The 24,827-nt window shown below is 63.8% G+C and carries 23 protein-coding genes; 9 read left to right on the top strand and 14 right to left on the bottom strand.

Translation table 11 applies throughout. The features are described from left to right. Positions 1-5: 5 nt before the first annotated feature. Both AC0NIL_RS30165 and AC0NIL_RS30160 read right to left on the bottom strand, forming a co-directional pair. Positions 6-398 carry a hypothetical protein gene (locus tag AC0NIL_RS30165; RefSeq protein WP_013533622.1) on the bottom strand — a complete coding sequence of 131 codons (393 nt, stop codon included), beginning with the start codon at positions 396-398 and terminating at the stop codon, positions 6-8. 315 nt (positions 399-713) lie between these two features. Beyond that, complete coding sequence (locus AC0NIL_RS30160; protein WP_473573215.1) at positions 714-1,331, bottom strand: outer membrane protein; 618 nt, start codon at positions 1,329-1,331, stop codon at positions 714-716. Between the two features lie 457 nt (positions 1,332-1,788). Here AC0NIL_RS30160 and AC0NIL_RS30155 point away from each other — a divergent pair, with 457 nt between their 5' ends. After that, complete coding sequence (locus AC0NIL_RS30155) at positions 1,789-2,052, top strand: DUF6460 domain-containing protein (RefSeq protein ID WP_013533620.1); 264 nt, start codon at positions 1,789-1,791, stop codon at positions 2,050-2,052. Between the two features lie 97 nt (positions 2,053-2,149). On the opposite strand, the gene AC0NIL_RS30150 is transcribed toward AC0NIL_RS30155, so the two are convergent. Next, complete coding sequence (locus AC0NIL_RS30150; RefSeq protein WP_064995690.1) at positions 2,150-3,055, bottom strand: histone deacetylase family protein; 906 nt, start codon at positions 3,053-3,055, stop codon at positions 2,150-2,152. Positions 3,056-3,187: 132 nt separating this feature from the next. On the opposite strand from AC0NIL_RS30150, the gene AC0NIL_RS30145 reads away from it, so the two are divergent. Further along, entirely contained in the window at positions 3,188-4,561 is a 1,374-nt protein-coding gene (locus AC0NIL_RS30145; RefSeq protein WP_084652617.1) for an MATE family efflux transporter, read from the top strand. 267 nt (positions 4,562-4,828) lie between these two features. Here the strand turns inward: AC0NIL_RS30145 and AC0NIL_RS30140 are convergent, their stop codons facing one another. Further along, positions 4,829-5,905, bottom strand: a complete 1,077-nt coding sequence (locus tag AC0NIL_RS30140; protein ID WP_473573214.1) for a quinone-dependent dihydroorotate dehydrogenase — start codon at positions 5,903-5,905, stop codon at positions 4,829-4,831. Further along, complete coding sequence (locus AC0NIL_RS30135) at positions 5,902-6,252, bottom strand: DUF952 domain-containing protein (RefSeq protein WP_473573291.1); 351 nt, start codon at positions 6,250-6,252, stop codon at positions 5,902-5,904. The genes AC0NIL_RS30140 and AC0NIL_RS30135 overlap by 4 nt, the downstream gene beginning before the upstream one ends. A gap of 186 nt (positions 6,253-6,438) precedes the next feature. Here AC0NIL_RS30135 and AC0NIL_RS30130 point away from each other — a divergent pair, with 186 nt between their 5' ends. After that, a complete protein-coding gene (locus AC0NIL_RS30130; RefSeq protein ID WP_013533615.1) occupies positions 6,439-6,867 on the top strand; it encodes a hypothetical protein in 429 nt (142 codons plus the stop codon). Between the two features lie 120 nt (positions 6,868-6,987). After that, positions 6,988-7,647: a response regulator transcription factor gene (locus AC0NIL_RS30125; protein WP_024503139.1), complete on the top strand. Its 660-nt coding sequence runs from the start codon at positions 6,988-6,990 to the stop codon at positions 7,645-7,647. Positions 7,648-7,651: 4 nt separating this feature from the next. On the opposite strand, the gene AC0NIL_RS30120 is transcribed toward AC0NIL_RS30125, so the two are convergent. From AC0NIL_RS30120 to AC0NIL_RS30110, 3 genes are all read right to left on the bottom strand, one after another. Then, on the bottom strand, positions 7,652-11,137 hold the full coding sequence (locus tag AC0NIL_RS30120) for a PAS domain-containing hybrid sensor histidine kinase/response regulator (RefSeq protein ID WP_337122825.1): 3,486 nt from the start codon (positions 11,135-11,137) through the stop codon (positions 7,652-7,654). 120 nt (positions 11,138-11,257) lie between these two features. Next, the gene (locus AC0NIL_RS30115; protein WP_411970034.1) at positions 11,258-11,389 is read right to left on the bottom strand and encodes a hypothetical protein; all 132 of its coding nucleotides are present in this window, start codon (positions 11,387-11,389) and stop codon (positions 11,258-11,260) included. A 133-nt stretch (positions 11,390-11,522) separates the two neighbouring features. Then, a complete protein-coding gene (locus AC0NIL_RS30110; RefSeq protein WP_473540720.1) occupies positions 11,523-11,732 on the bottom strand; it encodes a hypothetical protein in 210 nt (69 codons plus the stop codon). Positions 11,733-12,131: 399 nt separating this feature from the next. Between AC0NIL_RS30110 and mscL the strand changes: the two genes are divergently transcribed. Then, positions 12,132-12,554, top strand: a complete 423-nt coding sequence (gene mscL, locus AC0NIL_RS30105) for a large conductance mechanosensitive channel protein MscL (protein WP_013533610.1) — start codon at positions 12,132-12,134, stop codon at positions 12,552-12,554. 113 nt (positions 12,555-12,667) lie between these two features. Further along, on the top strand, positions 12,668-13,834 hold the full coding sequence (locus tag AC0NIL_RS30100; RefSeq protein ID WP_013533609.1) for a pyridoxal phosphate-dependent aminotransferase: 1,167 nt from the start codon (positions 12,668-12,670) through the stop codon (positions 13,832-13,834). 72 nt (positions 13,835-13,906) lie between these two features. On the opposite strand, the gene hemA is transcribed toward AC0NIL_RS30100, so the two are convergent. Continuing rightward, positions 13,907-15,184 carry a 5-aminolevulinate synthase gene (gene hemA / locus AC0NIL_RS30095; RefSeq protein ID WP_024503135.1) on the bottom strand — a complete coding sequence of 426 codons (1,278 nt, stop codon included), beginning with the start codon at positions 15,182-15,184 and terminating at the stop codon, positions 13,907-13,909. A gap of 266 nt (positions 15,185-15,450) precedes the next feature. Here hemA and galE point away from each other — a divergent pair, with 266 nt between their 5' ends. From galE to AC0NIL_RS30080, 3 genes are all read left to right on the top strand, one after another. Then, the gene (gene galE, locus AC0NIL_RS30090; protein ID WP_224618614.1) at positions 15,451-16,446 is read left to right on the top strand and encodes a UDP-glucose 4-epimerase GalE; all 996 of its coding nucleotides are present in this window, start codon (positions 15,451-15,453) and stop codon (positions 16,444-16,446) included. 106 nt (positions 16,447-16,552) lie between these two features. Next, positions 16,553-17,803, top strand: coding sequence for a D-amino acid dehydrogenase (locus AC0NIL_RS30085; protein ID WP_027161704.1), 1,251 nt, complete (start codon positions 16,553-16,555; stop codon positions 17,801-17,803). 1 nt (position 17,804) lies between these two features. Continuing rightward, a complete protein-coding gene (locus tag AC0NIL_RS30080) occupies positions 17,805-19,631 on the top strand; it encodes an alanine racemase (protein WP_473573211.1) in 1,827 nt (608 codons plus the stop codon). Here the strand turns inward: AC0NIL_RS30080 and AC0NIL_RS30075 are convergent, their stop codons facing one another. From AC0NIL_RS30075 to AC0NIL_RS30055, 5 genes are read right to left on the bottom strand one after another with little or no spacing between them, the layout of a single operon-like run. After that, positions 19,632-21,008, bottom strand: a complete 1,377-nt coding sequence (locus AC0NIL_RS30075) for an FGGY-family carbohydrate kinase (RefSeq protein ID WP_473573209.1) — start codon at positions 21,006-21,008, stop codon at positions 19,632-19,634. Then, positions 21,005-21,322, bottom strand: coding sequence for an L-rhamnose mutarotase (gene rhaM, locus AC0NIL_RS30070; protein WP_473573207.1), 318 nt, complete (start codon positions 21,320-21,322; stop codon positions 21,005-21,007). Before rhaM ends, AC0NIL_RS30075 begins: the two co-directional genes overlap by 4 nt. Continuing rightward, on the bottom strand, positions 21,322-22,317 hold the full coding sequence (locus tag AC0NIL_RS30065; RefSeq protein ID WP_127368687.1) for an ABC transporter permease: 996 nt from the start codon (positions 22,315-22,317) through the stop codon (positions 21,322-21,324). Before AC0NIL_RS30065 ends, rhaM begins: the two co-directional genes overlap by 1 nt. After that, positions 22,314-23,288, bottom strand: a complete 975-nt coding sequence (locus AC0NIL_RS30060) for an ABC transporter permease (protein ID WP_473573205.1) — start codon at positions 23,286-23,288, stop codon at positions 22,314-22,316. Before AC0NIL_RS30060 ends, AC0NIL_RS30065 begins: the two co-directional genes overlap by 4 nt. After that, the gene (locus AC0NIL_RS30055) at positions 23,285-24,826 is read right to left on the bottom strand and encodes a sugar ABC transporter ATP-binding protein (RefSeq protein WP_024503128.1); all 1,542 of its coding nucleotides are present in this window, start codon (positions 24,824-24,826) and stop codon (positions 23,285-23,287) included. Before AC0NIL_RS30055 ends, AC0NIL_RS30060 begins: the two co-directional genes overlap by 4 nt. Position 24,827 lies beyond the last annotated feature (1 nt).

Genomic DNA, 24,827 nt, shown 5'->3' with positions numbered 1-24,827 from the left:
GCAATTCATTCGCATTCCAGCTTCGGTTGACGAAAATTGGTGATGAACCATCGGCCGCCCGAGGCGCGGGCATAGAACGTATAGAAGCATTCCTGGCGCTCGATATAGCCAGGCGTTTCGGTTTCTTCGTAGACGGTTCCGTGTTTTGTATGGCGAACTTCGCCGCTGGAGCTTCCGGAAACCGCATTGGTGGATATTTTCCGCCATTGATAGGCCCGCTCGCCCCGGCCGAGATCAACGACGGCGGTCGGCGGCCCGTAGTCCAGAATGACCGATTCGACCGGTTGCCCGATGTAGTTCTTCATGATGTCGGAGGCGCATCCCGTCAGCACCAGCACGATCGCGATGAAGAACGCCTTGGAGATCCACACCAGATGGTTTGCGCTGCGTTTGGACATATCCGATTCCCGTCATCAAGGTCATCCGCGGCACCGAATGCATGTCGCCCAAAAGCGGTCTCGGTTTTGGGACAACGACATGCACAAAACAAAACCTGAAGCGGGCCGCATGATCCGTTTCGATGCGACGCGCTTTAGGACGTGAAGATTGCATCGGCATTACGCAGGACCTGGCACACAAATGCGGTCTGCCGACACGCGTCGATGACGGTGCGGATGGAGGCAAAGCAATTGCGCGGCCCCGTTGCATCCGGGCGCCGCGCAAGGTCGTTCAAGCAGAATACAGAACAGGTTCAACGGAACCCATGGCCTGCCCTAGAACCGGTAGTTGATGCCGGCCTTCAGTTCATGGCTGCCGATCGTCGCCTTGGATTTGCCCAGGACGGACGTCGTTTCGACGCCTGGGGTGCGCACATAGTCATATTCGACCTTGGCCGAGAGGCCGCCGGCAAAACCCTGCTCGATGCCGCCACCGACCAGATAGCCGAGTTTCCATCCGTCGATATTATTCACCTTGTCGCCCTTGTCGAATTTGGTCATGGCGACGCCGCCGGTTCCAAACAGCAGCGTCTGGTCGAAGCTCAAGCCGGCCTTGGCCTTGGCGGCACCGCGCCATTTTTCCTTGATCTTGCCGCCCCGGACGTCGTGCTCGGCGCCGCCCAGATAGGAGCCCTCGATCTCGGCACCGAGAACCGCTGGACCCATCTGCTGGTTGTAGCCGGCCTGAAAGCCGCCGCTGAGACCATTCCTGCCGGCAAACGGGTTCGGCATCCCGGTGAACGCCGTGCCGCCATGCACGCCGACATAGGCGCCGCTCCACTGGAACGCGGGGGGATCATTGTAGGCGGGCGAAAGGTCGGCGGCCATCGCCGGCCCCAGGAGGCACATGGCAAGGGCACTTGCCGTCAGGATGATCTTTGCTTGAGAGAACACTGCATTACTCCAACACGCGCGCGCATCCGGCAATCGATGCGCAGGTTTCCCGAAGAACTCGACCGTTGAGGCGGTCGGGCTCCGATTTGGTGTCTTTCAGGGATGGTTGCGCGGTCCTGGGACTGGCTTTCGCCAGTTGTGGTAGGGGGTCAGAGCGCCCGCGCGGCCAATCGCCTGAAAGACGCCGACCGTCTCGCAGGCGAAAATTGCACGCACATTGCGGGAAATCGAAAAATGAAGGTTTTTCGCTTTGTTTTCAATAAATTAAAGCGATGTTGTTTACGCAAATTTAACAGTCTGGCGCGGGTTTAGTCCGTTTGGCAGCACAAGCCTGCCATGCAATCGCGCGGTGCAGGCCGTTGGCATCCCGCAAAACTCCCGGCTTGAAGCGGACAAGCCAAGTGCGTATGTCTGGCCGACGCCCTCGAGCCTGGGTGCCTCAATCGGGAGACGAGCCTTGTCCGCACTGACGCGCTTTCTTGGCGACTCGCCGCTCAAGGTGATCCTGAAACTGCTGGTGGTGTCTTTCCTCGTCGGCCTGGTCATGAATGCCTTCGGCTGGTCGCCGATGGATGTGCTCTACGGCATCCGGAAGTTCTTCATGGACCTGTGGAATCTCGGCTTTCATGCCATCGACCGTTTCCTCGGTTATATCCTGCTGGGCGCGGCTATCGTCGTGCCGGCGTTCATCCTGCTCAGGCTTGCCAACTACCGGAAGTAGAGCATGATCCCGAACCGCAGGTCCGCGTCAGCGAAACTTGGGAACCGGTTTTCTCGGACAAACGGAAACCGTTTGTCCCGAGATCATGCTTGAAGAACTACCGGGCGTGGCCCGCGGCGACCTCGAACAGGATGGCGTGGCGCGCGGCAAGAGCGGGCACATCGGTGGAATAGCCACCGCCGATGACGCCGCAGACCGGAACGCCCTGCGCGCGAAAATGGCTGATGACCATGTCGTCACGGGCGCGCAGGCCGTCATCCGACAGCGACAGCCTGCCAAGCCGGTCATCTGCATGGACGTCGACGCCGGCATTGTAGAACACGATGTCCCAATGCGCCTGGGCGGACAGCTCCGGCAGGATGGCGGCGAGCCTCTCGAGATAGGCAGCGTCACCCGTGCCGTCGGGCAGCGCGACATCGAGGTCGGAGGCGATCTTGCGCACTGGGTAGTTGCGGTCGCCATGCATGGAAAAGGTGAACACGCGCGGGTCATCGGCGAGAATATCCGCCGTGCCGTCGCCCTGGTGCACGTCGAGATCGACGACCAGGATGTTTCGTGCCGCGCCTTCGGCCAGCAGCACCAACGCGGCGACGGCGACATCGTTGAAGGTGCAGAAGCCCGCGCCTTGCGCGCGCCGCGCATGGTGGCTGCCGCCGGCGGTGTTGCAGGCGATACCGTGGCGCAAGGCCAGCCGCGCCGCCAGCACCGTGCCGCCGGTGGCAAGCTGCGCGCGCAGCGAGACGCGGGGGCCGATCGGAAAACCGATCTCGCGTTCGATCTTTTCGGGCACGCGGCAGTTGACGACCTGGTCGACATAGTCCGCCGCATGGGCAAGCTCCAGCCATGAAGCCGGCGCCGGTTCGGCGGTGCTGAGCGCCTCGGGGCCGGCGAGGCCGCGTGTCCGCAGCGCCTCCATCAGCAGGGGATATTTGCTCATCGGAAAGCGATGGTTGACGGCGAAGCCGGCGTCGTAGTCGGGATGATGGACGATCTGCAGAGGCATGAACTCGTATCCGGCTGGCTCACGCCAGACCGGGATTTCGGTTGGCCGTCATGGGATAGGTGATTGCGCGGTGGCCGGAAAATGGGGCACATCGACGGTTCCATCAAGCCGCAATCAGCAAGGCAGCAATCCTTGGACAAAGGTGCAACCCCAGCCGACGCCGGATCCCCGATCCTCTCGGGATCGCCGCTTCACTCCGGATCATTTGTCGTCACCAACCGCTCCGTGCTCGCCATCGCGGTGCCGATGACGCTAGCCTATCTGACGACGCCGATGCTCGGCCTGGTCGACACGGCTGTCGTCGGCCAGTTCGGCGATGCCGCCTTGCTCGGCGGCCTGGCTGCCGGCGCACTGATCTTCGACGTCGTCTTCACCTCTTTCAATTTCCTGCGCTCGGGCACCACCGGCCTTGTCGCACAGGCGTTCGGGCGTGGCGATGCCCTGGAGGAACAGGCGGTGTTCTGGCGCGCCGTGCTGATCGCGGTTATCGCCGGCATCGTGCTCGCTGCCCTTGCGCCGCTGGTCGCCATCGCCGGGCAAAAATTCATGGGCGCCGAACCGCGCGTCAGCGAGGCGATGGGCGTCTACATCAGGATCAGGCTGCTTGCAGCCCCCTTTTCGCTGATCAACTACGCCATCCTCGGCTACGTGCTGGGGCGCGGCGAGGGCGGGCTTGGACTGGTGCTGCAATTGGTGCTGAACGGCATCAACATCGCGCTGTGCTTCCTGCTTGGGCTGGAACTTGGCTGGGGCGTCGCCGGCGTTGCCTGGGCGACCGTCACCGGTGAGTTCCTGGCCATGCTGCTCGGCCTGGCCATCGTGATCCGCCGGTTTCGCGCGGCCCCGCCCTTGCCGCGCCATCGCCTGCTCGACATGACCGCCTTCCTGCGCATGCTGTCGCTCAACCGCGACATCATGATCCGTTCGTTCTCGCTGCTCGCCGCCTTTGCATTGTTCACCCGCCAGGGCGCGCAGTTCGGCACGGTGACGCTGGCCGCCAACGCCGTGCTGATGAATTTCTTCCTCGTCGCCGGCTATTTCCTCGATGGCTTTGCCACCGCCGCCGAACAGCTGGCGGGCCGTGCCGTCGGCGCACGTGCCGCCGCACCGTTCCGTCAGGCCGTGCGGCTGACGCTGTTCTGGGGTTTCGGGCTGGCGGGAGCCGCGACGCTGGTAATGCTGTTTGGTGGCGCCAATCTGGTCGCCCTCGTGACGACATCGGAGGACGTTCGTTCGGTGGCCGACATCTACCTGCCATGGGCGGCATTCACGGCGCTGAGCGGTGTGCTGGCGTTCCAGATGGATGGCGTCTTCATCGGTGCGACCTGGTCCCGCGACATGCGCAACATGATGCTGCTGTCGTTCCTGGTTTTCGCGGCCGCGCTGCTGACCCTTGCGCCCGCCTTCGGCAACAATGGACTGTGGGCGGCGCTGCACGTCTTCCTGCTGGTGCGAGGCTTCAGCCTGCTGACGATCCTGCGGCTCAGGGTACGGACGGCGTTTTAGACGTGCCCCCGGAAGGCCCTGCGCCGTTCAGGACACCGAACGCCAGCTCTCGCGATAGGAATTTTTTCTTGACTCGGTGATCTCAGCTATGGTACATTTTTGCCCATGGTGCTGATTTGCGCCAATGACCCGCCGCACTGGCGGTTTTTTTGTTTGATGCGCCGTCAGCCAACGCCCGGCGAAAGCTCCGAAGGAACCCGTCGACCCGAGTTCGTTGCACCATCTGCGAGCGGGCCGTCAGCCGCGACCTGCGCTCCTGAGAGCAGTTCAGAGTTGCCTGGACGCCCAGAAGTCGAGGCGGCTGTCGCGCAACTCGCAAATCGACTTCAGCCGTTCTTTTTCGACGAAACGGGCCATTCCGGAAAGAATACGGCCTGGCAGCGAAGGCCCGGCATAGATCATGCCGGTGTAGAGCTGCACCAGATCGGCACCCGCACGGATCTTGTCCAGCGCCGTATCGGCGGAATCGACGCCGCCGACGCCGACGATGGCAAGCTCCGGCCCGAGCAGTTTGCGCATCTTCGCCAGCACGATGGTCGAACGCTCGAACAGCGGCTTGCCGGAGAGCCCCCCGCTCTCGCGCGCGGTGTCGCCGCTGCGCAGTGGCGGTCGGGAGATGGTGGTGTTGGAGACGATGACGCCGTCCACCCGCTTTTCCGTGACTTCGGCGGCGATGTCCTCCAGCTCTGCCTCGACCAGATCCGGCGCGATCTTCAGGAACACCGGCGGCTGGGCGGTTGCCGTGGCGCGCGCGGCCATGATCCGCGACAAGAGCTCGCCAAGCTGCTCACGCGCCTGCATGTTGCGCAGGCCCGGCGTGTTGGGCGAGGAGATGTTGACGGTCAGATAGCTGGCGTATTGCGCAAACCGGGCGACGCCGCGCTCATAGTCGCCGATGCGGTCGCTGCTGTCCTTGTTGGCGCCGATGTTGACGCCGACGATGCCGCCACGCCCCTTGCGCGCGGCAAGGCGCTTTTCGGCCGCCGCATGGCCTTCATTGTTGAAGCCCAATCGGTTGATCACCGCATCGTCGGCCGTCAGCCGGAAAATGCGCGGCTTCGGATTGCCGGCCTGCGCCAGCGGCGTGATCGTGCCGACCTCGGCAAAGCCGAAGCCCAGGCCAAGCAGCGCGTCGGGCACTTCGGCGTTCTTGTCATAGCCGGCCGCCATGCCGAGCGGATTGGGGAAATCGAGGCCGCAGATGCTGACCGTCAGCCTGTGGTCGCGGATCGCTGGTGCACCAACCGGAACGCCGCATCGCAAGGCCGCGATCGACAGGCCATGCGCGGTTTCCGGATCGAAGGCGAACAGCAGCTTCTGGCCGAGCCGGTCGAGCACGCTCATTGCCCCTCCAGTGCCGGGAACTGGTGCACACCATCGGAGCCAAGCGGCAGTGGCTGGACCCACAGCACAGCCTTGAGGCCGAGCGGACCATAAAGATGCGGAAACAGCGCACCACCGCGCGAGACCTCGTATCTCAGCGCAGCACCCAGGCTGGCGCCGTCGATGGCGACCAGCAGAAGGTCGGTCTGGCCGGCAAAGTGCTTTGCCGCCGTTTCCTTGACCTGCGCCGCCGTGGAGAAGTGGATGAAGCCGTCTGCGACATCAATCGGCGCGCCGGTGAAGCGGCCATGCGTTTCGGCCTCGCGCCAAAGCGCCTGCGGGGTTATCTTGTAGACAATCTGAGACATGGTTGCGCTATAGAGCAGTTCCAGGAAAAGTGTGAAACGGTTTTCCTGGGAAAAGCGCATAGCGCTTTCCCTTGGGAATTGCTTCAAAAGATTCCGAACCAGCCATTCGGGAAAGGCCACGCCAAGGGTCTTCCCCATTTCCGGCGCAAACATGCGATATCTGAGGCCTTTGCCATGGAGGACAACATGCGTCTGCAGCACATCTTGATCCCCGCCGCGCTCGTTTCGCTGGTCGCGGCTTCAGCTTATTCGGAAGAAACCGACCGCTACCGGCTGGAAAAGTCGGCCACCGGCTATATCCGCATGGACACCCAGACCGGCGCCATGTCGATCTGCGACGAACGCTCCGGCCAGCTCGTCTGCAAGATGGCGGCCGACGAACGCGCCGCTTTCCAGGACGAGGTCGACCGCTTGCAGACCTCGATGAAGGCGATGGACGAGCGCGTCACCAAGCTCGAGAATTCGCTCTCCGCCCGCCTCGAATCGAAACTGCCGAGCGAAGAGGATTTCAACAAGACGATGGGCTACATGGAGCGCTTCCTGCGCGGCTTCATGGGCATCGTCAGGGATATGGACAAGGACAACGGCGCCCAGCCCAATTCGCAGAAGACCTGAGCGTTTCAACCACGGGAGGCGGCGCACTGGCTTTGCCGCTTGAAAACAGCGCGCAGCCGCTCATAATCGTCCAGTTGAACCCGAAAAGCCAAAAATCATCGGGGATTCGGGGAGGGACATTTGCCGGCAGGCTATTCTTTCGTCATCGCCGACGATCACCCGCTGTTTCGCGGTGCGCTGCGCGAAGCGCTCGCCGGCATCGGCAATGTCGCCGCCATCCATGAAGCCGGCGATTTCGAGAGCGCCAAGGCGCTGGTCGTGGCCAACGAGGACGTCGATCTGGTGCTGCTCGACCTGTCGATGCCGGGCGCCAGCGGCCTCTCCGGCCTGATCTCGCTGCGTGGCATCCATCCGGCGGTGCCGCTGGTCGTGGTGTCGGCGCATGACGATCCGGCGACCATCAGGCGGGCGCTCGACCTCGGCGCTTCCGGCTTCATCTCCAAATCGGCCAGCATGGAAGAAATCCGCAGCGCCGTGCAATCGGTGCTTGCCGGCGATATTGCAGCACCCGTCGGCGTCGATCTCGGCATCGAGCGCGACCCTGAAATATCCGACCTGATCAAGCGGCTGCAGGCGTTGACGCCGCAGCAGACCCGGGTGCTCGGCATGCTGGCCGAGGGCCTGCTCAACAAGCAGATCGCCTATGAACTCGGCGTCTCCGAGGCCACCATCAAGGCGCATGTCTCCGCCATCCTGCAGAAGCTCGGCGTCGACAGCCGCACCCAGGCGGTGATCCTGCTGTCCAAGATCGGCAGCGACCCGCTGCAGCCGGCGGGTTAGACCCCTATTCCGCCGCCGGCGCCAGCGGCCTGACCCTGGCCATCATCGAGCGCAGTACCGCTGGTTTGAGCGGTTTGTTGATCACCGCAATCTCGAGCCCGCCGGCGGCCGTGCGCACCTCGTTGGAGCGGTCGGCGGTGACCAGCACGGCCGGCAGAGTGTCGCCATGGATCGCACGCAGCCTGACGACGAGTTCGAGGCCGGTTTCGCCGTCGAGATGGTAGTCGGCAAGGACGATGTCCGGGCGGTGTATCTTCGCGGTCTCCAGATCCTTTGAACCGGACGCGGTGTCGACGTTGCAACCCCAGCCTTCGAGCAGGAGCCGCATGCCTTCGAGGATGCGGGCGTCGTTGTCGATGCACAGCACGTGCAGACCGGCCAGCGAGGCCGTCGCGCGGGCGGGAGCCCTGGCTTCGATCTCGCGTCGTGCCTGCACGGCCGCGACGGGCAGGATAACGGAGAATCGCGTGCCCTTGCCCGGACTGGAAAAGATGCGGATCTCCAGGCGCAACACCCGGGCGATGCGGTCGACGATGGAGAGGCCGAGACCGAGGCCCTCGGCCTCGCGCGCGCCCTCGTCGAGCCGGGTGAATTCGCGAAAGACGGTGTTCAGCTTGTCGCCGGCGATGCCGATGCCGGTGTCGATCACCTGGATCTCGGCCAAATCGCCGCGCCGCCTGACGCCAACCAGCACGCGGCCGCGGCGCGTGTATTTGATGGCGTTGGAGACGAGATTCTGGATCAGGCGGCGCAGCAAATTGCGGTCCGTCGTCACCGTCAGCGATGACGGCATGATGGTCAGCTCGAGCTTCTTTTCGGCGGCGAGCGGGCGGAAGTCGTTGCCGATCTGGCGCAGCAATCCGTCGAGGTTGAAGGCGGTGTCATCCGGCTTCATCGCGCCGGCATCGAGGCGGGAGATGTCGAGCACGGCGCCGAGAATCGTCTCGACCGATTCCAGCGAGGATTCGATGTTCACGGCCGCCTTGCCGGCAGGTCCCTTGCCGGCCTTCTCGATCAGCGAGGAGCAATAGAGCCGGGCGGCGTTCAGCGGCTGCAGGATGTCGTGGCCGGCGGCGGCGAGGAAGCGCGTCTTGCCGAGATTGGCCTCCTCGGCCAGCATCTGTGCCTGCGCCAGTTCCTCATTGACCCGGGTCAGCTCGATGGTGCGCGTCTTGACGCGCTGCTCCAGCGATTCATTGGCACGCTTCAGTGCCAGGTCCTGCTCGACGCGCCCGGAAATGTCGGCATAGGTGGCGACGATGCCGCCGTCCGGCATCGGGTTGGAACGCAGTTCCAGGATGCGGCCCGAGGTTTTCAGCTCCATCTGCCACGGACTGACGAAGCTGGTCAGCCGGTTGAGCATGGCCACACGCTGATCGGCAGGGATGTCGCCGCGCTCGGCGAGATGGCGCAGGATGCGGTCGAGCGAGACGCCGACCTGGCCCATCTCGTCGGGCAGGTCGAACAGCGCCCGGTACTGGCGGTTCCAGCAGATCAGGCGGAAATCGCGATCGAAGACGGTGATGCCCTGTTCCATCTGGTCGAGCGCGATCTGCAAGAGGTCGCGGTTGTGCTGCAGCGCCTCGGTGGCGTCGTCGAGCAAGCGGAAGGCATCTCGGGATTCGCGGTCGTGGCGCCGAAACAGCAGCGACAGGATCAGCCGTGCCGAGGAGGAGCCGACGGCGCTGGCCAGCAGCTGCTCGGAAAAGCGGATGACGTCCATGCTCGCCTGTTCGTTGCCGTGCAGCGAGGTTCCGTTGGTCTTTTCGAACGACTGGAAAGAGCGCTCGGTGCGCTCGACGCCGAGATAGCGCCCGATCGTGTCCTTCAGGTCGTTGACGGTGATGGCGGTGCGGAAACGGCGCAGGCTGGGCATCGGGCCGGCATCGCGCGGCACGAAGATCGACGCCTGGATGCGTTCCAGCGGCACCGACGCGCGCGACAGCGAGCCAAGCACGAAAAACACCGCATTGATCGACAGGCTCCACAACACGCCGTGGTTCAGCGGTTCGGCGACGGTGCCGAACAGGGCCTGCGGCCGCAGCGCCTCGAAGCCGAACAGCCCGTGCACGATGATGCCGGTATCGGCCGCGGCAAGCGACGGCAGGAGCAGTGTGTAGCCCCAGACGAGGATGCCGGCGACCATGCCGAGTGCCGCACCCCGGCCGTTGGCGCCGCGCCAGATCAGCCCGCCGATCAGGGCGGGGGCGAACTGGGCGATGGCCGCGAACGACATCAGGCCGATCGACGACAGGCGCGCGCTGTTGGTGCTCTCGCGGTAGTAGAGGAAGGCGATGAACAACAGGATGAAGATCGCCCCGCGCCGCACATTGAGGATCAGCGTCGACCAATCCTCGGTCTCGGAGGTCGAGGTCTTGAGCAGGCGGCGCACGAACAGCGGAATGACGAGATCGTTGGAGATCATGATCGACAGCGCCACGCTTTCGACGATCACCATCGCCGTCGCCGCCGACAGGCCGCCGATGAAAGCCGCCATCGCCAGCACATCATGGCCGCTGAACAGGGGCAGCGACAGCACATAGAGATCGCTGCTGGTTCCGGTGCCGACCAGCGACAGGCCGGCGAAGGCGATCGGCAGCACGAACAGGTTGATCGCCACGAGGTAGAGCGGGAACACCCATGTCGCGGTGCGCAGTTCGGCCTCGCCGCGGTTTTCGACGATGGTGACGTAGAACTGCCGCGGCAGCATGATGATGGCAAAGCCGCTGAGGCACGTCAGCACCAGCCAGGTGGCGAGCGAGGTGTTGTAGCTCATCGCCTGCCGGACCTGCGCGTTCTCGGCGAGCTTGTCGAACATGTCGCCCGGGCCGCCGAAGATCAGGAAGGTGACCATCAGGCCGATCGCCAGGAAGGCGGCGAGCTTGACGACGGTTTCGACCGCCACCGCCAGCACCAGCCCGTCCTGGTGTTCGGTGGCGTCGGCGTGACGGGTTCCAAACAGCACCGCGAACAGCGCCAACAGCATGGCGACGACCAGCGAGATGTCGCTGACGAAGGGATCGAACGAAGGCGGCGATCCCGTATAGTGCTCGACCATCAGGCTGACCGAACCGGATATCGCCTTCAACTGCAGCGCGATATAGGGCACCGCGCCGATGGTGGCGATAAGCGTGGCGATCGCCGCGACGGTGAAACTCTTGCCGTAGCGTGCGCCGAGGAAATCCGCGATCGAGGTGATCTTCTCGGTCTTGGCCAGCCGCACGATACGGTTGAGCAGCGGGAAGCCGAAGACGAAGACGAGCACCGGGCCCGTATAGATGCCGAGGAATTCGAGGCCGCGTTCGGAAGAGAGACCGACCGAGCCGAAGAAAGTCCAGGATGTGCAGTAGATCGCGAGGCTGAGCGCATAGATGAAAGGCCGCCCCCGGCTCGGCTCGGAGATGGCCGAGCGGCGGTCGCCGAGGCTGGCGATGGCAAACAGCAGCGTCACATAGGCGACCGCGATGATGACGATGAACAAGCCCTGCACGATTGGACTTTCCTCCTCTGCCGTCTTTCTATCCGGCTTGCCCGGACGCAACCACAGCTTGGCGTCCGAGTCCATTGCAGAGCTGTGCAGGACGGCTATCAGGGCGGCGCGTCGGTGTCGTTATGGTGAAGATCGCCGCTGAGCGCCGTGGAAAATACGGCCAATGACGACCTCCTCCAAACCCATGCGATAGAGGATGATGTGCTTGCCGTGGACGAACTGATGGGTCCTGCCTTCATAGAGCCGGCCCATACTCGGATAGTCGCCGAGCAACTCAAACACCGCGTCGAGTTCGCGCAGTTACTTTTCGGCCTGAGTGTGGCCGAAGTTTTCGAAGGTGTGTCGGTAAATGTCTTTCAGATCGCGTTCGGCGCGATGCGTTATCCTATGGCGCATGCGGGAGTTCGGCACGCGCTTTCCGAATAATGTCGTCGATCGACTTTTCGCTGACCGGGCTCTCAAAACCTTCGTTGATCGCCGCCTGAATCGCTTTCCGCTTCTCGTCGGGCGAAAGCGCGTCAAACCAAGCGCGCTGCTCCTTTGTTGGAGCCGCCCACGGATAAACATCAATGCTGATGGTTTCGAGCATGTTCATGAGAACATTATAGGCGAAAACGCCTATAATTTCCAGAAATTCAATGCTGGCTTTGCCGTGCCGTCAATGCGGGAAACCTTGCAAAGAGCGATTGATCGCTCGCGTCAACAACCAGGGGCCCATGCCGTGCTCGGCGGCAATCTGGTCCAGCGTGGTCGTTTTGCAGTGATTCGGCGGCATCTGTGTCGATTTGCATCGCGGGGATATGAAATTTCACGCCCTTGTACGCAACGCGTCAAATTCGGCAGAGCTGCCGCCCAAAGTGCCGTAAGGTAAGGAGAAAGCGGTTGTTTTCTCCCTTTTACCCATGTTGCGTCAGGAGGTTTTTGTTATGTTGCCTCAGGTCGATGCCGCAAGGACGGAAACGGCAGCTCGGCCAGTCACGACAAGGAGGGTCGAATGCTGAAAGAATTCCAGGAATTTATTTCCAAGGGCAATGTGATGGACCTTGCGGTCGGCGTCATCATCGGCGCGGCCTTCGGCAAGATCGTCGATTCCCTTGTTAACGATATCATCATGCCGATCGTCGGCGCGATTTTCGGCGGCTTGGACTTCAACAATTATTTCCTTGGCCTCTCCTCGGCCGTCAACGCCACCTCGCTGGCCGACGCCAAGAAGCAAGGCGCGGTCTTTGCCTACGGCAGCTTCATCACTGTCGCGTTGAACTTCCTCATCCTCGCTTTCATCATTTTCCTGATGGTCAAGGCGGTGAACAACATGCGCAAGCGGCTTGAGCGCGAGAAGCCCGCTGCACCGGCGGCTCCGCCGCCCGCCGACGTCGCGCTGCTCACCGAAATTCGCGATCTGCTCGCCAGGCGCTGACCACGGGCAGCATTTGCTGGACCAAAACCCCGGTCGTTGGCGGCCGGGGTTTTCTGTTTTCGCATCTGGTAAGGACCGCTGACGAAAACCGCAGACCAAAAACGGATCCGCCCATGACCCTGATCGACAGCTTGCGCACCGAGGCCCGTGCAGCACCCGAAAGTGGCATTGTCGCCGTCGTCAATTACGGCCGCCTGCGCGAAGGCATGATTCCGCTCTGGGCCGGCGAAGGCGACCTGCCGACGCCAGCCTTCATCACCGATGCCGCGTCGAAGGCGCTGGCCGGCGGCGAGACATTCTACACCTGGCAAAGGGGCATCCCCGATCTCAGGCAGGCACTCTCCCGTTACTATGCCAGGCATTTCGGCAAGAATTTCCCGGAGGAAGAATTCATCGTCACCGGCTCCGGCATGCATGCCATCCAGCTGGCGCTCGACGCGCTCGCCGGCGCCGGCGACGAGGTGGTCTACCTGTCGCCGGCCTGGCCGAATTTCGATGCCGCAGCAGGGATAGCGGGAGCCGTTCCAGTCGCGGTCACGCTCGATCATTCCGGCAATGGCTGGTCCTGCGACGTCGAGAAGATCGCCGCTTCGATCACGCCGCGCACAAAGGCGCTGTTCATCAACACGCCGTCGAATCCGACCGGCTGGACCGCCGATCACGAGACCTTGCAGGCGATCCTCGCTCTGGCGCGCGCGAAGAACCTCTGGATCATCGCCGACGAGATCTATTCACTGTTCCACTATGGCCACGGCCGCGCGCCGTCCTTCCTCGACATAGCGTCGGCGGAAGACCGTATCCTGTACGTCAACTCCTTTTCCAAGAACTGGGCGATGACCGGCTGGCGCGTCGGCTGGATCAAGACGCATCCGAGCTTGCAGCAGGTGTTCGAGAACCTGATCCAGTATTCGAGCTCCGGCGTCGCCCAGTTCATGCAGCGCGGTGCGGTCGCCGCCCTTGACGAGGGCGACGCCTTCGTTGCCGAACAGGTGGAGCGGGCGCGCAAGGCGCGCGACCTTGTCTGCGGCATCCTCGGCGCCACCGGCCGCGCTGGGTTTACGGTGCCGCAGGGCGCGTTCTATCTGTTTTTCACCGTCGAGGGCATCACCGATTCACGCACCGCTGCCTTCGACATCGTTGACAAGGCCAATGTCGGCCTGGCGCCAGGCACCGCTTTCGGCCCCGGCGGCGAGGCGTTTTTGCGGCTGTGCTTCCACCGCCGTCTCGACCAGATCGAGGAAGCGGCACACCGGCTGGCGAAGTGGATGAAGAACGCCTGAGCCGCTGACGAAGCCCGAATTGAAATCGCTCCGGCGAGCCAGATGGCGGCCGGAGTAGAGTTCCAAACGGCATCAGCCGCCTGACTTGGGCACCAGCAGGGGAATGATGCGGTCGCTCTTGGCCACCGAAGGCCGACCTGCCGAACCATAGGGGATGCCGAGCGCATCCCAGGTCTCGACCAGCGCATCCTGCAATTCGGCGATCAGCGCATCGGAATGGAACGGCGTTGGCGTGATGCGCAGCCGCTCGGTGCCGCGCGGCACGGTCGGGTAGTTGATCGGCTGGATGTAGATGCCGTGCACGCCGAGCAGGCGGTCGCTGGCCATCTTGCAGGCCTCGGGATCGCCGACCAGCAGCGGCACGATGTGCGTCGGCGAATCCATCACCGGCAGGCCGGCGGCCGACAGGATGTGTTTGGTTCTCGCGGCCTGCTGCTGCTGGGCGTCGCGCTCGGCCTGCGAGCGCTTGAGATGGCGGATCGACGCGGTCGCGGCGGCAGCGATCGCCGGCGGCAGTGCCGTGGTGAAGATGAAGCCCGGCGCATAGGAGCGCACGGCGTCGATCACAGCGCTGGTGCCGGTGATGTAGCCGCCCAGCGTGCCGAATGCCTTGGCCAGCGTGCCTTCGATGATGTCGATGCGGTCGGCCAGGCCTTCGCGCTCGGTGATGCCGCCGCCGCGCGGCCCGTACATACCAACGGCATGGACCTCGTCGATATAGGTCATGGCGTTGTAGCGCTCGGCGAGTTCGACGATCTCTTTGATCGGCGCGATGTCGCCATCCATCGAATAGACGCTTTCGAAGACGATCAGCTTGGCGCGTTCGCGCCCCGCCGCCTGCAAAAGGCTTTCCAGATGCGCCACGTCATTGTGGCGGAAGATCTTCTTCTCGGCGCCGGAACGCCGCACGCCTTCGATCATCGAGGCGTGGTTCAATTCGTCCGAGATGATCAGGCAGTTGGGCAAAAGCTTCGCGATGGTCGAGATCGAGGCTTCGTTGGAGACGAAACCGGAGGTGAAGACCAGTGCCGCTTCCTTGTCGTGCAGATCGGCAAGCTCCACCTCGAGCTCTACCAGCGGGTTCGAGGTGCCGGAAATGTTGCGGGTGCCGCCGGCGCCCGAACCCATCTTGCCAGCGGTATTCTGGAACGCGGCGATGACGTCGGGATGCTGGCCCATGCCGAGATAGTCGTTGGAGCACCAGACGGTGATTTCCTCGGCACGGCCATTGGAACGCCAGATGGCGCGCGGGAACTTGCCCGCGATCCGCTCGAGGTCGGCGAAAACGCGGTAGCGACGCTCGGCATGGAGCTGGTCGATCGCTTCCTCGAAGAACCGCTGATAGTTCATGTCGACTTCCCAATTTTTGCGCGGGATCATAATCATTGGCCTGTTGGTCGTCCACCTGGCCTTTTTGGTCAAAATGCCACGCCCCGGACCTGTTCCTAACGACCGCGGATCGTGGCCTATTCCCTTGATGTGGATGAACTTTGTTTCAGGACAATGCCACTGGCCGGCAATGCCGGTTACCAGGGGTCCAATGGCCATGCGGCGGGCTTTCCAGTAGAGCGGGGTTGAGACAGTTTCCGATAAATCTTGGATAAGCGAGGACGCGGATGACAGTTTTGGTGACAGGCGGCGCCGGTTACATCGGCAGCCATATGGTCTGGGAGCTGCTGGATGCCGGCGAAAGCGTGGTCGTTCTCGACCGTCTTTCCACCGGTTTCGAATGGGCGGTGGCGCCGGAGGCCAAGCTGGTCGTCGGCGATGTCGCCGACAAGGAATTGGTCGGCGCGGTCATCAGGGAGAACAAGGTCGACGCGATCATTCATTTCGCCGGCTCGATCGTGGTTCCGGAATCGGTCGCCGACCCGCTCAGCTATTATGAGAACAACACCTCGAAGACGCGCACGCTGATCGAAACCGCGGTGCGCGAAGGCGTGCCCAATTTCATCTTTTCCTCGACCGCTGCCGTCTATGGCGGCGCCGGGCTGGAGCCGGTGCGCGAGGACGCCCGCCTGGCGCCGGAATCGCCCTATGGCCTGTCCAAGCTGATGAGTGAGTGGATGCTGCGCGACGCATCGATCGCGCATGGCCTGCGCTATACCGCGCTGCGCTACTTCAACGTCGCCGGCGCCGACCCGAAGGGCCGCACCGGCCAGTCGACACCGGGCGCAACCCATCTGATCAAGGTCGCCTGCGAGACGGCACTCGGCAAGCGGTCGTTCATGCAGGTGTTCGGCACCGATTATCCGACGCCGGACGGCACCTGCATGCGCGACTACATCCATGTCAGCGACCTGGCGGCGGCGCATCGCCTGGCTTTGCAGCGGCTGCGCGCCGGGGGACAGAGCCTCGTCGCCAATTGCGGCTACAGCCATGGCTATTCGGTGCTGGAGGTCATCGACAGCGTGCGCCGCGCCTTTGGCCATGATTTCGAGGTGAAGATGGGTGATCGCCGCCCTGGCGATGCCGCGGCGGTGGTCGCCAATTCGGATCTCGCCCGCGCCGAGCTCGGCTGGACCCCGCAACGCGACGATCTCGACCAGATCGTCGCCGACGCGCTCGCCTGGGAGCGCATCCTGACCGGCAAGAACTCCGCGCGCGGCTGAGCCGGGTTCTCCCAAGGGCTCGCAAGGCGGGCAGCGAAGCGCTATTGAAGGCGTTCGCGGCAAGGCGCGGAGGCGCGGCGCCGCGAGGAGATCTTGGGGGAATGGCATGAAAATAACGGTGCTCGGGGCCGGTGTCGTCGGTACGGCGGCCGCCTATTATCTGGCCAGCGACGGCCATGAGGTGACGGTGATCGAGCGCCATCCGGCGGCGGCACAAGGCACCAGCCAGTCCAATGCCGGCCTGGTGTCACCGGGTGACGCCACAGCCTGGGCCTCGCCGGCGGCTTTGAAGACCTTCCTGCGCGGGCTCTACAACCATGATCTCGGCATCAAGGTCAGGCTGCGCCTTGATCCCTATTTCCTCGCCTGGAGCCTGCGTTTCCTGCGCCAGTGCACGGTGGCGCGCCTGCGCGCCAACACCGACATCAAGCTCAGGCTCGCGCTCTATTCGCGCGACTGCATCAATGCGCTTTCGGAAGCGACCGGCATCCATTACGACGAGCGCAAGAAGGGCATTCTCTATTTCTTCCGCTCGCAAAAGAGCCTCGACACCGGCACCGACAATTACCGTTATCTTGCCAAGCACGGCCTGCCGATCGAAATCGTCGGCCGCGACCGGCTGGTCGAGCTGGAACCGGGCCTTGCCGGCGTCAAGGACAAGATTGCCGGCGGCGTCTATTCGCCAACCGACCAGACCGGAGATTCCAAGCAGTTTGTCGACAGGCTGGCCGCCTATGCGGCCGAGAAGCTCGGCGTCAAATTCCTGTTCGGCACGACAGTCGAAGGCCTCGACATCGAGGGCGACCGGGTGCGCGCGGTGATGACTTCGGCCGGCCCGGTCGCCGGCGATGCGGTTGTCATCTCGATGGGGCCGGAAAGCGGCCTGCTCGGGCGCCGTTACGGCATCGACCTGCCTGTCTATCCGGTAAAAGGCTATACCGCGACGATTCCCCTGGAGGACGAAAGCAAGGGACCGACCATGGGCGGCGCCGACGAGGACCGGCTGATCGGCTATTCCAGGCTGGGCAACCGCTTGCGGATGTCCTCGACGGCCGAATTCACCGGCTTCGACCGCACTTTCAAGCCCGCCGATTTCAAGACGATCATCAGCACCGGCAAGGATCTTTTCCCGGGTGCCTTCGACGAGAAGAAGGCTGTGTTCTGGGCGGGTCTGCGCCCGATGATGCCGAACTCGGTGCCGGTCATCGGCCAGGCGCGCTACAAGAATCTCTATCTCGACACCGGCCACGGCCATGTCGGCTGGACCATGGCCTGCGGTTCGGGAAAATTCCTCGCCGACCTCGTTTCGGGCCGCAAGCCGGAGATCGACCCGCAGGGGCTGGTCTACGGGGGCTAGGATGTCGGGACCGCAAGTCGCCATCGACCTTGGCCGCATCGAGCGCAACGCGCGCACCATCGTCGAGCGCTGCGCGCTGTCGGGCATAAAAGTGTTCGGCGTCACCAAGGGCACTTGCGGCATGCCGCAAGTGGCACGCGCCATGCTGCGCGGCGGCGTCGCCGGCATCGCCGAATCGCGTTTCGAGAACATCCGCCGGCTGCGCGACAGCGGCATCAACGCACCGATCATGCTGCTGCGCAGCCCGCCGATGGCGCGGGTCGAGGAGGTGGTGCGCACCGTCGACATCAGCCTGCAATCGGAACTCGCCACCATCCGCGAAATTTCGCGCATCGCCGAGCGCATGGGCCGCGTCCACGACATCATGCTGATGATCGATCTCGGCGATCTCCGCGAAGGCATCTGGCCGAACGACCTGATCCCCACGGTTGAGCAGATCCTGCAGTTCAAGGGCGTGCGCATCGCCGGCATCGGCACCAATCTCGGCTGCTTCGGCGCCATCATGCCGACGCCGGAAAACCTTGGGCAGCTCGTCGCCCATGCCTACAAGACCGAGCGCCTGTCCGGCAAAAGCCTCGACGTGATTTCCGGCGGCGCCTCGTCGTCGCTGCCGCTGCTGCTCGAAGGCAGGCTGCCGGCCGGCATCAACAATCTGCGCGTCGGCGAGGCGATCCTGCAAGGTGGCGTCGAGACCTTCCGCGATGCGCCGTGGGCCGAGCTCGAACCCGATGCCTGCCGGCTGACCAGCGACATTATCGAGGTCAAGCTCAAGCCGTCACGGCCGATCGGCCAATCGGGCTACGACGCCTTCGGCAACCAGCCGGTCTTCCCCGACGAAGGCGACAGGCTGCGCGCCATCGCCAATATCGGCCGCGAGGACGTGCTGGTCGAGGGGCTGACGCCGATCGCCAGGGGGATCCGGGTGCTGGGCGCCTCCAGCGACCATCTGCTTTTGGACGTCGCCGATGCCGACCCGCCGCTGGCCGTCGGCGACCGCGTCGCCTTCCGCATGAGCTATGGCGCCATGCTTTTGGCAATGACCTCGGAATATGTCGAGAAGGCCCCGATGCACGACGTCGAGGATTTTTCCGGCCGCAAGATGGTGCAGATCACGGCCGAACCTGGAGCCGCCGGCATCCTGGCCCGGGAAGGCACCGGCGCGCGGCTGGAGGCGATGAATTTCGACGTCGTCGAATTGGCCGATATCGAGCGGCCGCCATCGGGACTGGTCCGGCTGACCGCCGGCGCCGATCGTTGCGTCGCGCACAAGGCGCTGACCGCGACGGCGCGAGCCACGCATTCCTTCGGCCTGATCTGGATCGATTCCATCGCCGCCCTGATGCCGGAGGACGAGGACGGCATCGACCTGCCGGAAGGCTCGGTCCTGGCGCGCACCCTCGGCCTCGATCACAAGGCGGGCGCGCTGCAGCCGCAGCTGTCGCCGGAGAATGTCGTCATCGTCGGCCTGCGCCACGCCGATCCGGCCGAGGCGCGGGTGCTGAAGGATTCGCGCGTCTCCGCCTTCACCATGACCGACATCGACGCCATGGGCATGCGCGACCTGATGCATGAAGCGATCCGTATCGCCACATCAGGCACGCAAGGCTTTCATGTCAGCTATTCGCCGACCGCGACCGAATTCGCCGGCTGGGCTGCGGGCTCCGGTGGGCTGACCGTGCGCGAAACACATCAGGCGATGGAGGCGATCGCGCTCTCCGGCGGCTTGCTGTCGATGGATGTTTCGGGCCTGACGGCGGATCTGGAGCCGCGGATCGGCACCGACGCGGTCAACTTCGTCATGTCTGCCTTCGGCAAACGGATTCTCTGATCAGCCCTGCACTTCCACTGCCGCCCGCCATGCGCTGACGTAGTCGACCCAGGCTGGGTCTATAGGCCGTTCTATTCTTTCGCCCTTGCCGTGCGTCGCCGGCCGATCGCATGCCAGCAGCGCCGCGCCGATGCTGGTGCCGGTGGCGGCCTCGGACGCAACCACGGCGCGCGCCGTGGCTGCCGCCAGCATGCCGGCAAAGAGCCGGTTGCGGGCAAAGGGGCCTTCGACCGTGGTCGGGCCGTCGGCACCGATCAAGTCGAGGCAGGTCGCCGTCATCAGGGCCAGATAGAATGAGATGGCGGCAAAGCGCTGGCCTTTGTTGATGCCGTCGGCGTTGAGCCATGCCGCGGCATGGTGCGGGAACGGCCCCGAACCTTGCTGGGTCGACGGCAGCAGCAGCATCTTTCGCGCCAGCACGGCGCCGACATCGGCTTCGGTCCACGGCTCCGGCTGATCCTTTGTCAGCACCGAAAACTCGCGGCCACCCATGAAGCGCGCAGAGGGAACGGGATCGCCGAGCGCGTTGACATTGACCAGCGTGTCGCGCGCGGCATCCAGCGCAATCTGTTTGCCGCCGACCGCCATCGATACCACCCAGGTGCCGGTCGAGACGACGGAGAAAGGCGGCTTGTCGGAGAGAAAATGCGGCAGCAGCGAGGCGTTGGAATCATGCAGGCCGCAGAACACCGGCGTGTGCGGATCCAGTCCGGTTCGCACAGCAACGGTGGGCAGGATCGGGCCGAGGCGATCGCTGGCCGGCCGCACCGGCGCCATCAGGCTCCGCCACTCCAGCCTGTCGACCAGGGATGAAAAATCCGCCGTCCACGGGTTCCACAGATCGGTGTGGCAGCCGAGCGAAGTGACCTCGTTGGCGGCGATGCCGGTCAGGCGCAAGGCCCAGTATTGCGGGTACATCAGCAGCGCCGCGGCCCTGGCGAATTCCGCCGGAAAGCTCTTCTGCTGCCAGAAGAATTGAGCACCGAGATTGAGGCCGAGCGGCAGGCGCGGCGTGCCGGTCTCGGCAAAAGGCGGGCGGATCGCGTCGTAATCCTCGGCCATCCCGTCGGGGCCGTCGAACTCATAGTCGAGCACCGGCAGCACCAGTTCACCCGCCGCGTCGACCAGCACGCCGGTCGCGCCATGGGTGGTGATCGAAATGGCGTCGATGCGCTGTTCGCGGTCGAGGCCGGCAAGGCTTTCGAGGATGAATGCCCACAGTGCCTCGACATCGTGATGTGGGTAAGGCGCCTGCCGCACCGGCGCATTCGCCATGCGGCGCAGCGCCACCTCGCTCAACGCAGCGAGGTCGACCAGCGCCACCTTGGCGTTGGTCTTGCCGATGTCGATGACGGCGATGTGGCGCATCGCACTCATGCCATGTGGAACATTGTTTCCAGCTTCACGGCCACCGGCTCGTTGTCCGGCCTGGTCTCCATGATGTCGGCCATGTGGGCCCACCAGCGCTGCATCACCGAATGCCCGGGCAATTCGTCCATGCGGTGGTCGTCTTGCCGCCACAGCACACCGAACAGGATATTGGTCTCCTCGTCGAGATGGATGGAATAATCGGAGACGCCGGCCTGCTTCAGCAGCGCGACCAGCGACGGCCCGATCTCGTCATGGCGCTTCTTGTACTCTGCCTTCATGCCGGGCTTCAGCTTCATCTTGAACGCGTATTTCTCGGCCATCAACGCCCTCCGCGCAGCCGCCGCCAGACGATCGGCAAGGCAATGACGATGATCAGCAGCAGGCCGATGAAGATCGACATGACGATGCCCGGCACATTGAGCAGGCCGAGCCCGAAGGTCACCAGCCCCATGATGAAGGCGGCGAGCACGACGCCCAGAATGCTGCCGGCGCCACCGAGGATACTGACGCCGCCGAGCACCACCATGGTGATGACTTCGAGTTCATAACCCTGCGCGATTGAGGGCCGCGTCGAACCGAGGCGCGAGGTGATCAGCACCGAGGCGATGCCCGACATCAGCCCGGTCAGGCAAAACAGGATGAACTTGGTGCGGCCGACGCGCACGCCGGAAAATTGCGCAGCGACCGGATTGTTGCCGATGGCGAAGACGCGTCGGCCGAAACTCGTGCGGTGCAAGAGGAACCAGTAGACGACAGCCGCGATCAGGAACAGCACCAGCTCGAACGACACCACCCACCAGACATAGCCCTGGCCGAAGAAGGCGAAGCTTGAGGGATAGCCTTTGTAGGCCTGGTCGCCGAGGATGATGAAGGCGATGCCGCGAAACAGGCTCATCGTGCCGATGGTGACGACGATCGAGGGCAGGCCGAGCCTTGTCACCAGCAGACCGTTGAAGGCGCCGCAGCCGAGCCCGACAACGATGCCGATCAGCACCAGCACGGGCGTGCCGGCGCCGGCCTGCACCGCCATGCCCATCATGGTCGACGCCAGCGCGATGATGGCGGCCACCGACAGATCGATCTCGCCCGAGATGATCAGCAGCGCCATGGCGAAGGCGATCAGGCCCTTCTCGGTGAAATTGAAGGTCAGATCGGACAGCGAGTACGGATCGAGGAAATAGGGCGAGGCGAAGCTGTTGATGGCGAAGATGGCGACGGCCACCACGACCAGCAGCGCTTCCCAGGAAAAGATCGCCGAACGCAGCGGCTTGTCGAGCCGGTCGGGAATGTGGCGCGGGGCAGGGATGTCGGTCACGCCTCCACCTTTCTGAGGATGATGCGGCCTTGCTGGCGCTCGCCGCGCGCATTGAGCACGACGGCCAGAATGATTGCGCTGCCCGAAATCGCCATCTGCCAGAAGGGTGAGATGTTGATGACCGGCAGCGCGTTGGAGATGATGCCGAGGAACAGCGCCCCTAATACCGCGCCGCCGACCGAGCCGATGCCGCCGGCGATCGAGATGCCGCCGATGACGCAGGCGGCGATGATGTTGAGCTCATAGCCATTGGCGACCTCGACCGAGGCGATCACGTAGCGCGAGATCCAGAGATAGCCCGACAGGCCGCCAATCATGCCGGAGATGCAGAAGACGATGAATTTCGTCCGGCCGACATCGATGCCGGCATAGACCGACGCCGTCGGGTTGACGCCGATTGCGTAGATCGAGCGGCCGAGCGCGGTGCGTGTCATCACAACGAAGAACAGCGCAATGACCAGGATGGCGATCCACGACAGCACCGGAATGCCGAGGAAGGCCGCGCGCTGGAAGCCGATGAAGTCCGGGCTCATCTTGTCGGCATTGACCCAGGCGCCACCGGACAGGACGAAGGTCGCGCCGCGATAGATGGTCAGCGTGCCCAACGTCACCACGATCGAGGGAATGTTCAGCCGCCAGACCAAAAGGCCGTTGATGGCGCCGAGCACAAGGCCGACCAGCAGTGCGACGACGATCAGCAGCGGGATCGGGATCGCCGGATGTGCTGCGTTCAGCATCGCCACCACCATGCCGGTGAAGCAGAGGTTGGACGCCATCGACAGATCGATCGACCGGGTCAGGATGACCACCATCTGGCCGAGCGCCAGGATCACCAGGATCGAGGTGTCGTTGAACACCTGACGCAGATTGGCCGGATCGGCGAAGGCCGGAAAACGCGTCGAGATCAGCCCGATCAAGACGATGATGGCAGCAGCCAGCCAGATTTCGCGGTATTTGAGGAAAGCCTTCATGCCGCGATCCCTGCTGCCGTCCGAACCAGCGTCTCGGCGTCCAGCTCCTTGTTGTCGTAGACCGCCGCGACAAGCCCCTCGCGCATGACCACGACACGGTCGGACATGCCGAGGATTTCGGGCAGCTCGGACGACACCATGATCACCGACAGGCCTTGCGCCACCAACTCGGCCATGAAGCCGTGCACGGCGGCCTTCGAGCCGATGTCGATGCCCTTGGTCGGCTCGTCCAGGATGATCACCTTGGGCGACGTCGCCAGCCATTTGGCGATGACGATCTTCTGCTGGTTGCCGCCCGACAGCGTGCCGACATCCTGGCTGAGCGAAGAGGCCCTGAGGTCGAGTCGCTCGGTGTAGGAGCGGGCCAGATCGAACTCCTCCGACAGCCGCAGCAGGCCGGACTTCGACGTGCGCTTGAGCGAAGGCAGCGAGACGTTCTGGAAGATCGGCAGGCCGATCACCACGCCTTGCTTGCCGCGTTCTTCCGGTACGTAGACGATGCCGGCATCGATCGAATCCGCAGCCGATTTCGGCGCGATCGTCTTGCCTTCCAGCGTGATCGTGCCGGCTGAGGTGCGGGTGATGCCCGATATCGCCTGCATCACCTCGCTGCGGCCGGCGCCGACAAGGCCGTAAAAGCCGAGGATCTCGCCCTTGTGCAGTTCGAAGCCGATATCGTTGAATTCGGTCGGATGCGACAGGCCGGAAACGGAGAGCACCGGTGCGCCGATCTCGGCCTTGCGCTGCGGGAAGATGTGATCGACCGCGCGGCCGACCATGAGGCGCACGATCTGGCTCTGGCCGGCATCCTTGATCAGGCCTTCGCCGACCATCTCGCCATCGCGGAATACCGTGTAGCGGTCGGCGATGCGGTAGATCTCGTCGAACTTGTGGCTGATGAACAGGATCGCCTTGCCGTCGCTCTTGAGGAACTCGATCAGCAAAAAGAGCTCCTCGATCTCCTTCATGGAAAGCGCGGCGGTCGGCTCATCCATGATGACGATCTGCGCGTCGATCGACATGGCACGCGCAACCGCGACCAGATGCTTGTTGGCGATGCCGAGGTCCTTCAGCCGCGCGTCGGCGTCGATATGGCCGGCATGCATGGTGTCCAGCACTTCGCGCGCGTTCTTGCGCATCGTGCGCCAGTCGATGGTGCCGAAACGCGTGCGTGGCGCGTGGCCGAGAAAGATGTTTTCGGCGACGCTCAGATCGTCGAACAGCACGGTTTCCTGGTGGATGGCGGTGACGCCATGGCCGAAGGCGGCATGCGCGCTGGGCAGGGTGACGGCGTGGCCGTCTATGCTGATCGTGCCCCCGTCGGGCTGGTAGATGCCGGTCATGATCTTGACCAGCGTCGACTTGCCGGCGCCGTTCTCGCCGATCAGCGCCGTCACCTGGCCCGGATAGAGCGACAGGCTGACATTGTGCAACGCGCGCACGCCGGGAAAGCTCTTGGAGATGCCGGACAGCGTCAGGCGTGGAGCCGGGGCCGGAGGCCGCTCCTTCACCGCGCCGTGTTGGGCTGTCGTGTCCATA

Source organism: Mesorhizobium sp. WSM1343 (assembly GCF_055901535.1).
Note: the sequence above shows the minus strand (reverse complement) of the source record. Positions and strands in the feature narration are given on the sequence as shown.

Coding starts and splice junctions, on each gene's coding strand:
- AC0NIL_RS30165 (WP_013533622.1), bottom strand. CDS start 398: ATGTCCAAACGCAGCGCAAACCATCTGGTGTGGATCTCCAAGGCGTTC.
- AC0NIL_RS30150 (WP_064995690.1), bottom strand. CDS start 3,055: ATGCCTCTGCAGATCGTCCATCATCCCGACTACGACGCCGGCTTCGCC.
- AC0NIL_RS30140 (WP_473573214.1), bottom strand. CDS start 5,905: ATGAGCGTGCTCGACCGGCTCGGCCAGAAGCTGCTGTTCGCCTTCGAT.
- AC0NIL_RS30135 (WP_473573291.1), bottom strand. CDS start 6,252: ATGTCTCAGATTGTCTACAAGATAACCCCGCAGGCGCTTTGGCGCGAG.
- AC0NIL_RS30130 (WP_013533615.1), top strand. CDS start 6,439: ATGCGTCTGCAGCACATCTTGATCCCCGCCGCGCTCGTTTCGCTGGTC.
- AC0NIL_RS30115 (WP_411970034.1), bottom strand. CDS start 11,389: ATGGGCCGGCTCTATGAAGGCAGGACCCATCAGTTCGTCCACGGCAAG.
- AC0NIL_RS30110 (WP_473540720.1), bottom strand. CDS start 11,732: ATGAACATGCTCGAAACCATCAGCATTGATGTTTATCCGTGGGCGGCT.
- mscL (WP_013533610.1), top strand. CDS start 12,132: ATGCTGAAAGAATTCCAGGAATTTATTTCCAAGGGCAATGTGATGGAC.
- AC0NIL_RS30100 (WP_013533609.1), top strand. CDS start 12,668: ATGACCCTGATCGACAGCTTGCGCACCGAGGCCCGTGCAGCACCCGAA.
- hemA (WP_024503135.1), bottom strand. CDS start 15,184: ATGAACTATCAGCGGTTCTTCGAGGAAGCGATCGACCAGCTCCATGCC.
- galE (WP_224618614.1), top strand. CDS start 15,451: ATGACAGTTTTGGTGACAGGCGGCGCCGGTTACATCGGCAGCCATATG.
- AC0NIL_RS30085 (WP_027161704.1), top strand. CDS start 16,553: ATGAAAATAACGGTGCTCGGGGCCGGTGTCGTCGGTACGGCGGCCGCC.
- AC0NIL_RS30080 (WP_473573211.1), top strand. CDS start 17,805: ATGTCGGGACCGCAAGTCGCCATCGACCTTGGCCGCATCGAGCGCAAC.
- AC0NIL_RS30075 (WP_473573209.1), bottom strand. CDS start 21,008: ATGAGTGCGATGCGCCACATCGCCGTCATCGACATCGGCAAGACCAAC.
- rhaM (WP_473573207.1), bottom strand. CDS start 21,322: ATGGCCGAGAAATACGCGTTCAAGATGAAGCTGAAGCCCGGCATGAAG.
- AC0NIL_RS30060 (WP_473573205.1), bottom strand. CDS start 23,288: ATGAAGGCTTTCCTCAAATACCGCGAAATCTGGCTGGCTGCTGCCATC.
- AC0NIL_RS30055 (WP_024503128.1), bottom strand. CDS start 24,826: ATGGACACGACAGCCCAACACGGCGCGGTGAAGGAGCGGCCTCCGGCC.